The organism is Pseudomonas sp. NY11955, from assembly GCF_048068035.1.
Classification (GTDB): Bacteria; Pseudomonadota; Gammaproteobacteria; order Pseudomonadales; family Pseudomonadaceae; genus Aquipseudomonas.
On sequence record NZ_JBLUPS010000027.1, the window covers coordinates 20,969 to 29,781 of the forward strand.

Sequence of the window (8,813 nt, forward strand, 5' to 3'; positions counted from 1 at the left end):
CACAAAAGCACGATTATATAATACAGTGTCAGTGTTTTATGATAATCAACAACGCCTGTCAAGGCAATCGCATGAAGCTCACCTGAGACCTAATAGTTCAGCCCGATAATCATCAGAGGTTGCAGCAATCAGCCTTCGTGCCTTGATGCCACCCTTGCGCTTGACCGGATCCAACCGGATCAAATTCAATGTAAGTTGCTTGAGAACGGCCATGTTGTGGGCAGCATGCCCGGTTCGGATCCGCATCTGATCGTCACCAAAAATGACATCCATGCACCAGTGGACGCGGTTCTCCACGCCCCAGTGCGCCCTGATGGCATGTGCGATGCGCTCTGCATCCGGAGCAAGACTGCTGATGTAGTAACGGCGCTCCAGGCTGGTCTGGTTGCCCACAGTCCGCTCGGACTCCAGCATCACGAAAGTGCGCAGTCCTGGCCAGCGTTCTGGCTGTGGCAGGCACTGGAGTTGGTCGAAAACATGGCTGCGACGAACCTCCAGCCGGCCATGGTCCTTCTCGACATGCTCGAAGTGCGCATGGGGTACCCGGGCAGGATCGCCGTCCAAAAAGGTGTCAGCGAAGTCATCGATCGCTTCGGCCAGCTTCGGCTGGTTTCCCTTGATGGCCAGCAGATAGTGCGCCCCGCGATCGAGAATGGCCTGTGCAATGTCCGGCTGGGTACCCATGGCATCGATCGTCACGGTGCAGCCCTCAAGCGCCAGTGTGGCCAGCAGCTCAGGAATGGCGGTCTTCTCGTTGGACTTCTGGGAGGTCGCCCTCTGCCCGAGAATCAGCCCTGAATCAGCCGCAAAAGCGCTGACCAGGTGCAACGGGGCCGTGTTTTTCTTGCCGGAGCGGCGACTGGTCTTGCCGTCTAGGGCAACCACTTGCGGAGAAAGGGCCGGTAGGATCGCCGCAACCCAACAGCGGAAGGCCTGCTCGAACTCCTCTGGATCGATCAGGCTGAATAGCCGTCCAAAGGTGTCGTGTGAGGGAATGCCGTGGGGTAGTTTCAGAATACGGCGGAACCAGTCCAGCCGCTGCTCAGCCCAGAGTTCGATTTCGATGAAGGTGTCAGCGCCGGCAAGCACGCCGCAGATAGCCACGACCAGTGTTTCGACCAGGTCGTGACGAATCTTGCCCTGCTGACGGGGATCATTGATGGCGACCAGAACATCGGAGATTGGTATGTGATGCGACATTGCAGGGCATCCTGAGTAGAGAGGCGCTCAGGATGCCCGCTGGGAAAGGACTCATTCAAATCGGCAGGCGTTCATGCGATTGCCCTGCAACGCCTGTTTAGATGCTGGTAGATGCGAATTTTTTGGCGTACAGTCAAAATTTTCTGATGGTTGCTTAGTGTGTTGGCGCTGATGGAAAATTGACCCACCCTGCCGATTGAAATTTGACCCAGGGCGGATTGCTGATTTTGTTACCAGCAACTGTGGATAAGTCTACCAGCGCAGCTGCTGTTGCCCCCACTCCTTCGCTAGCCCAGTTCAGTTGTTTAAGACCTGCCACACGCAGCCATGTAGCAGGCCGTCGTCGCCATGAAATCAGAACGGCTCATCGTCCTCCGGTTCCTGGCCGCCCTTACGCTTTCGCTCCCGTGATTTGATCTTGGCCTGGGCCGCCAAGCTACTGTGTTGCAGGCGATAGGACTCGTTACCGGTTTCGACGATGTGGCAGTGGTGGGTCAGCCGATCCAGCAGGGCGGTGGTCATCTTGGCGTCGCCGAACACGCTCGACCATTCGGCGAAGCTCAGGTTGGTGGTGATCACCACGCTGGTGTGTTCGTACAGCTTGGATAGCAGGTGAAACAGCAACGCACCGCCGGCCTGGCTGAAGGGCAGATAACCCAGTTCGTCGAGGATGACCAGATCCATGCGCAGCAGAGCTTGGGCGATCCGCCCGGCTTTGCCGTCGTGCTTTTCGCGCTCCAGCAGATTGACCAGATCGACCGTGGAGTAGAAGCGCACGCGCTTGCCGTGCCGGGTGATGCCGGACACGGCCAGCGCAGTGGCCAGGTGGGTTTTACCGGTGCCAGGCCCACCGATCAGCACCACGTTCTGCGCGGTGTCGGTAAAGGCCAGACTGGCCAGTTCGCTGATCAAACGAGCGTCTGCGCTGGAGGCGCTGAAGTCGAAGCCGGCCAGATCGCGGTGCATCGGCAGCTTGGCCATGTTCATCTGGTGGCTCACCGAGCGCATGGCGCGATCTGTGTGCTCTTGTTCCAGCAGGTGTTCGAGCAGCCACTTGGACGAGGCTGTGTTCGACTCACCCTGTGCAGTTAACTCCGCCAAGGCCGTGGCCATGCCGTGCAGGCGCAGCTCCTTGAGTTCCGCCATCAAATCACGCATGACCGACCTCCTCGGCCTGGCCACGCAGGCGGTCGTAGCGCGCCGTGTTAGCGACGGGGGCTTCCTTGAGCGACAAGTGGGTTTCGACGCTGGGTGGTGGTTCGGATGCTGTCAGCCGTGCCACGACATTGAGGATGTGTTCGGCGCTCAGGCTGCCGCTCTCCAGTACCAGCTCAACGGCTACCAGCACGGCATCGAGTCCGGCGACCGGTACGGCAGCCAGGACTTGCGCCATGATCCGGTCACCGCCGGCATGACGCCCCAGACCGTGCTTAAGCTGACGCAGCGGCGCCGGCAGATCAGCAAAGGGCGCGCCGTTGCGCAGCGCACCGGGCTTGCGTTCGATCAGCGGGAGGTAGTGCTGCCAGTCATAGCTGACCTGGTCGCGATCCAGCAAGCGGACATGGCTGGCGATCAGCGCGTCGTCAGCCACCACCTCGATTCGCGTCGGATACAAACGGCTGCTGACCCACTTACCCGCGTACTCACACGGCACCGAGTAGCGGTTGCGCCCGACGCTGACCAGGCAGGTGCTGGAGACCCGCGCAGGCCGCTCGACGTAACCGTCGAATGGCGCTGGCACAGGCATCAGTTCAGCGCGCTCCAACTCCAGCACTTCGGCCACACTCAGCCCGCTGTATTGAGGGTGCGTCAGCTCGTTCCAAAGCGCGCGGCAGCGCTGGCCCAGCCAGGCATTGAGTTCCTCGAAGGAGTGAAACTGGCAGTCCTGGGCGTCTAGCCAGATACGCCTGCGGCTGTCTTGCACGTTCTTTTCAACGATGCCCTTTTCCCAACCAGCGGCGACGTTGCAGAAGTCCGGATCGAACAGGTAATGCGCGCACATCACCGCAAAGCGTGCATTCACCGCCCGGCCTTTGCCCTTATTGACCTTGTCGACGGCCGTCTTCATGTTGTCGTAGATGCCCCGGCGCGGCACGCCGCCCAAGGCGCCGAACGAGCGTGTATGGGCGTCAAATAACATCTCATGGCCCTGGCTCGGATACGCCACAAGCCAGAACGCACGGCTGGCACACAGCTTCAGATGTGCCACCTGCATACGCCGGTAAATGCCGCCGACCAGCAAGCCTTCCTCGCTCCAGTCAAACTGAAACGCCTCGCCAAGAGCAAAGGTCAGCGGCACAAAGGCCTGCGACGCCTTGCCCTGTCCCCCTCGCCAGGCACGGATAAACGCGGTGAGCTGGCTGTAGCCACCGTCATAACCTTCGGCTTTGATTTGCGCCAACAGCGCCTTGGCACTGCGCCGCTGTTGCTTGGGGCGCAGCGAATCGGCTTTTAGCGCCTGCTCTAGCGTGGCGTGAAAAGGGCTGAGTTTGTTAAAGATCGCGCGGCGTTGGTACACCGGCTGCTTGGCCTCAGGTGCTCTGACCCACTTGCGAATCGTGTTGCGCGCCAGCCCGGTGCGCTTGGCTATCTCATGCAGCGACAGCTTGTCGCGGAAATACATCCGCCGAATTTTGCCCATCATTTCCATACTGATCACCCTGTGTTCTCCTGCTCAAAAATTGAGCAGAAGCAGTTGAACACCTGGGTCAGTTTTCAGTCGGCAGAACAGCCTCTACTGGGTCAGTTTTCGGTCAGCGGCAACACCCTGGCCCGCTACTCGTCCCCCGAGGGACACCTGATCTGCGACTACCGCTATGGCCTGAGGGAGGCCATTGCCGACGGGGTGTGCCGCGCGCCCCGCATCGTCCTTCTCGATAACCAGAAGGTGAAGCTAACTGAAGAACTGGAGACCGAGAGCACCGTCAGGCTGTTCCCCAGCATCGCCAAGCTGCTTGGTGAATCCCCCGTCACCTTCGAAGAGCTGTTGCGCCATGACGAGGTGATCGACCAACTGCTCGGCCTGGGATGCGCCAAGCTGGATGAGCTTCGCCAGATCAAGCCGGATGCAGCCGGCCTGGTGGTCGCCACCGATATTGAGCACGCCCAGCAGATTGTCCAGGCTCTGGAAGCCAGCGGGGAAGGTTGCCGCGTAGTGACCAACCGGACTCCGAATGCCCAACAGGTGATCAATGCGTTCAGGCACAGTGATTGCCGCTGGATCGTCGCTGTTGGGATGATCAGCGAGGGTACGGATATCCCCCGCCTGCAGGTGTGCTGCTACCTCAGCCGCATCCGTACTGAGCTGCACTACCGGCAAGTCCTGGGGCGCGTGCTGCGGCGGATGGGCGAGTCCGATGATCAGGCTTGGCTGTTCATGCTGGCGGAGCCAACATTGCGGCGCTTTGCGGAGCGCATTGCGGATGATCTGCCGGATGACCTGGCAGTGCTGAGCCGGGTGAAGATGCCCGCTGCCTCTTCTGGTTCGATGGCTGGTGGGATGGGGGCTACCTGCGATATCGATGGCTGCGGTGGAGGCGAGGCCGGGCAAAGTCTTGGTGCAGGTTTGGCGGGTGCCTACTCGCTGGGGGATTTTGCTGCTGAGCCGAGCTATCAGGTCAGTTTTTCTCAGCACTATCGGCAGTTGTTGTTGGCTTGCCTCTGATGGTCGGTAAGCAGTTAGCCCCAACTAGGGTGAGGCTGCCCGAAGTCTGACCGAGCCAACACAGGCCAGTCACCAGCCTTTCACCAATTCCGCGCCGAGCGGCCCAATGCGCTCTCGGGGCGTTCAGCTATTCGCGAAAGGCATCTCTTGGCCGATAGCTGGTCCGCTTTGTGCCACAAGCGGACGTTAAGTCGGTGAGTTATCTGTCTTGGCAAATCGGTTTGGGCCTAAGCCCTCGCTACACAGGAAATGGCGGCAACAACCTGGCCAGCAATAAAAAGCCGCCTTGCGGCGGCTCTATCCCTAAAGCAGTCATGCCCAAACTGGACGGTCAAAGGGAGGATTTCACTAAACAGGCTCTACTTATCGCTCCAGGGTTACCGGGGCCTGCGGGGCAATGTTCACCTTGAGTTCAAAGATGTCCGGCCGGGCATAATGGCCGACGACATCAAAGTCCAAGTTGGCTTGGCTAAGCAGATCCATATTGAGGTCTGCATAGATTTCTGTCTCGCAGTCGAACACCGGCCCTGCCAGTACTTCTCCGAGCGGACTTACAACCATGCTGCCCCCTCGCATCACGTAATCGTCCTCGTTGAACTCCAGGCCGAATGCATCGCGGTGCTGTTGTGGGTATTCACCAAGACGGATTGCCTGGCAGGCTGACAACACATAAACACGCCCTTCAAGAGCAATGTGCACCATGGAGCTGGCCCAGGACGGACGGTCATCTGCTGTCGGGGCGCAGTAGATCTGAACACCCTGGGCATACATGGCCTGGCGTAGTGCTGGCATGTAGTTCTCCCAGCAAATCACGCTCCCCAGGACGCCAAAATCAGTTTCTACAGGCTCGATTGTCGAGCCATCACCGAAGCCCCAAATTAGTCGTTCCTGGCCGGTGGGCATCAGCTTGCGGTGGTAACCGGCAATACCCCGGCCTGGGGCGATGGTGACCGCGGTGCAGTAAAGGGTGCGACCGAAGCGCTCGATTACACCAATCACAGTGGTAACCCCTGTGTGCTCGACACTTTCAGCAAGCAATGCCAGTTCCGGCCCATCCAGCGTCACAGCCCCATCGACATAGCGTTGGTACAGCTCACGCCCGCTGATGCTGCGATTACCCACTACGCTACCGAAAGCTATCCCCTTGGGATATCCGCCAATGAACGCTTCAGGGAATACGGCCAGCCTTGCACCTTGATCTGCTACGCGCCGCAGAATTGTGGAAGCCTTTTCAACGCTGGCTGCAGGATCATAAGGAACAGAGGCGGCCTGGATGACTGCAATTTTGGTCATGAAAAACTCCTGAGGGCAGTAAGAACCTAGAAACGTGTGATGTCGTTGTCGCGGGTTTCCGGCAAGGTCTTCCACAGCACGATGAGGCATGCCAGCGAGACGGCTGCTAGATAGGCGGCAGGGATGTTCGCGTCGCCAGCCTGGCTAATCAGGGCGGCGGCAATGAAGGGGCCTGGGCCTGCGAGTGTCGCCAGGGCCAGGTTGTGACCGAGCGCTGCTCCCGTGGAGCGGATGGACGCTGGAAAGACTTCAACCAGCAGCACCACATCCATCACCGCAGTTACAGCCACAAGTAGTCCCAGAACGATCAATCCTGCGAGGATTGCCACTGGGTTGCCGGTGTTGAGCAGCAGGAAGATTGGATAGGCCAGTACAGAGAGTGCGGCAGCAGCACTGAGCAGCAGCTTGCGTCGCCCGATGCTGTCGCTGAGCCGGCCGATCAGTGGATTGGCAATGACATAGACAACCAGCGCGATGCTGCACAGCCATAGTGCATTGCTTCGTGGTAGCCCAACGGTAGTGACCAGGTGGTTATTGGCGTAGGTGATGAAGTAGTAGAGCGAGACGCCGAACAGCGCTGAGAAGGCGAAAGTAGTGATGAAGGCGCGACGGTGTACAGACTTGCTCGGTGCTTCGAACTGTTGTGAATCGCGTTGACGTACCAGCTCTTCATACACGGGGGTATCACCCAGCTTCCGGCGGATGAAGATGGCGATACCGGTCATCACGATGGAGGCAACGAATGGGATCCGCCAGCCCCAGGACGCCAGTTGCTGGTCATCGAGTGTTGAGGTGAGGCTCGCGGCGGTGAACGTACCAAACAAGAAGGCCAAGCCAGCCGTTCCAGTGATAACGCTGGCTGCCGTCGCGCGGCGGTTGGACGGAGCACTCTCTACGATGTAGATACCTGCGCTAGACCATTCGCCCCCTACCATCATGCCTTGCACGAAACGCATGACGATCAGCAAGACAGGTGCAGCGATACCGATTGCCTCATAGGTGGGCAAAAGTCCGATGATCGTGGTGCACACACCCATACCGAAGACAGTGATGATAAGCACCGCGCGGCGACCGAGGCGGTCACCGATGGGCCCCAGAATCAATGCTCCAAATGGTCGCGATACGAAGCCTACGGCGAACACTGCCAGCGACGACAGCAGCGATACACCTGGGGCGCTAGAGGGGAAGAACAACATACCGATCACGGCAGCGAAGTAGCCGTAGATGGCGAAGTCGAACCACTCCATGAAGTTGCCGATACCCACCGCGATTGCACGCTTGCGAATGTCTGACTGCTCACCCTTGGTATGGATACTGCTTGGATTTACTTTTTTATTAATTGCGTCCACGGTGCTCCCCAGCTTTTCTTAGGTGTGTATGGGCAGCAGACTATGAATCCTCTCGGCCGCAGAGCAAACGATTAGAAAATATGAGCCGGATTAGTGTACGTAATATCTCGAGAATTGATCTGAACCTGCTGCTGACGTTCCACTGCCTGATGACCGAGCGCAGTGCCACCCGAGCCTCGGCCATGCTGCATGTGACCCAGGGGGCAGTTAGCTCGGCGTTGCGTCGTTTGCGTGAGCATTTCGGAGATGAGCTCTTTATCCGCACCGCTTCCGGAATGCAGCCAACCCGTAGGGCGATGGAGCTGGCGCCGAAGATCGCCGAGGCCCTTACGTCTATCTCAGGCGTGCTTGGGGCAGAGCCGGATTTCTCCGCACACGACTCGAGCTACATTTTCAACATCGGTCTGTCCGATGATATTGAGGCCTATCTCGCTCCGCGGATCGTTAACGCCGCAGCGGATCAGGGGCTGGGAGTGAGCTTTTCGTTCCATCAGAGCAACAGCTCACTGTGGAAACAGTCGCTACAAGATCCGGACATGGATCTAGTGATTTGCAGCGAGCCGAAAGACTTCAGCAGCGGGTATTCATCCAAGGTGCTGTTTTCCTCGTCATACTCCTGCTTGTACCTGCCTGGCGCAGACAACGCAGGCACACCTATCGGCCTGGAGGAGTACTTCGAGGCAAGCCATGTGCGAGTTTCCTATGACGGCCGCCGCGGCTTTATCGACGACATGTTCGAAGCGGCGGGCTATTCGAGGCGTGTTATAGCCTCATTCACCCACTTCAGTGGCGCGCTCACCACGTTGATCAGCAGCGGCGCGATAGCCACAATTCCCACGTTCGCCGCCGAGAGCTATTCGGCCATGACTCGGCTAAGTATTTGTCCGGCGCCGATTCCGGTTCCATCATTTCGATGCTTCATGGTTTGGGACATTGCCAAGAACAGTAAGCCTCAGCACGAATGGCTGCGGCTATTCATCGGGCAGCTGACACAGAAGCTTGCTTAGACTTGGTCGCAGGTAGCCAGGAGTTACGGGAAAAAGGGGGCGGATTTATTGGAATCATCGACCGCTTCTGACCGATTTGTGCCGGTCGTCAAGGACCGCTTCGGATCACTCTCAACCGGATCGCGGGCCAGCTGATTTGCTAAAAACCCGCGCCAAACTCAACGAAGGATTTCGCATGATCCGTTTTTTTTGGTTCTTCGCGGAGTCTGGGGGAAGAGCGAGTTGACAGTCAGGGAAGCAGGTAAATTGGCAGTCGCCAAACACACCCTTCACCTGTCCCTGCTGTCGCCGTGCATCCTA

6 protein-coding genes and 1 pseudogene are annotated in these 8,813 nt (G+C 58.5%); 2 read left to right on the top strand and 5 right to left on the bottom strand.

The window, feature by feature from the left end; genetic code table 11:
* Positions 1–78: 78 nt before the first annotated feature.
* The 3 genes from ACNFBR_RS28530 to istA form a co-directional block, all read right to left on the bottom strand.
* Complete coding sequence (locus ACNFBR_RS28530) at positions 79–1,200, bottom strand: ISAs1-like element ISPa60 family transposase (protein WP_076611919.1); 1,122 nt, start codon at positions 1,198–1,200, stop codon at positions 79–81.
* 354 nt (positions 1,201–1,554) lie between these two features.
* Positions 1,555–2,358: an IS21-like element ISPst3 family helper ATPase IstB gene (istB, locus tag ACNFBR_RS28535; protein ID WP_071890699.1), complete on the bottom strand. Its 804-nt coding sequence runs from the start codon at positions 2,356–2,358 to the stop codon at positions 1,555–1,557.
* Positions 2,351–3,850, bottom strand: a complete 1,500-nt coding sequence (gene istA, locus ACNFBR_RS28540) for an IS21-like element ISPst3 family transposase (RefSeq protein ID WP_110992713.1) — start codon at positions 3,848–3,850, stop codon at positions 2,351–2,353. Before istA ends, istB begins: the two co-directional genes overlap by 8 nt.
* Positions 3,851–3,967: 117 nt before the next feature.
* Here istA and ACNFBR_RS28545 point away from each other — a divergent pair.
* Positions 3,968–4,864 (top strand): annotated as a pseudogene (locus tag ACNFBR_RS28545) (DEAD/DEAH box helicase); the annotation flags it as partial.
* Positions 4,865–5,227: 363 nt separating this feature from the next.
* On the opposite strand, the gene ACNFBR_RS28550 reads toward ACNFBR_RS28545, so the two are convergent.
* Positions 5,228–6,157, bottom strand: coding sequence for a carbon-nitrogen hydrolase family protein (locus ACNFBR_RS28550; protein ID WP_003464945.1), 930 nt, complete (start codon positions 6,155–6,157; stop codon positions 5,228–5,230).
* Between the two features lie 26 nt (positions 6,158–6,183).
* Positions 6,184–7,506, bottom strand: coding sequence for an MFS transporter (locus ACNFBR_RS28555; protein WP_049273832.1), 1,323 nt, complete (start codon positions 7,504–7,506; stop codon positions 6,184–6,186).
* Positions 7,507–7,586: 80 nt separating this feature from the next.
* On the opposite strand from ACNFBR_RS28555, the gene ACNFBR_RS28560 reads away from it, so the two are divergent.
* On the top strand, positions 7,587–8,513 hold the full coding sequence (locus ACNFBR_RS28560; protein ID WP_003464940.1) for a LysR family transcriptional regulator: 927 nt from the start codon (positions 7,587–7,589) through the stop codon (positions 8,511–8,513).
* Positions 8,514–8,813: the final 300 nt, after the last annotated feature.

What these genes read in the sequence shown, in the direction of transcription:
- ACNFBR_RS28530 (WP_076611919.1), bottom strand. Translation starts at nt 1,200, where the DNA reads ATGTCGCATCACATACCAATCTCCGATGTTCTGGTCGCCATCAATGAT.
- istB (WP_071890699.1), bottom strand. Translation starts at nt 2,358, where the DNA reads ATGCGTGATTTGATGGCGGAACTCAAGGAGCTGCGCCTGCACGGCATG.
- istA (WP_110992713.1), bottom strand. Translation starts at nt 3,850, where the DNA reads ATGGAAATGATGGGCAAAATTCGGCGGATGTATTTCCGCGACAAGCTG.
- ACNFBR_RS28550 (WP_003464945.1), bottom strand. Translation starts at nt 6,157, where the DNA reads ATGACCAAAATTGCAGTCATCCAGGCCGCCTCTGTTCCTTATGATCCT.
- ACNFBR_RS28560 (WP_003464940.1), top strand. Translation starts at nt 7,587, where the DNA reads ATGAGCCGGATTAGTGTACGTAATATCTCGAGAATTGATCTGAACCTG.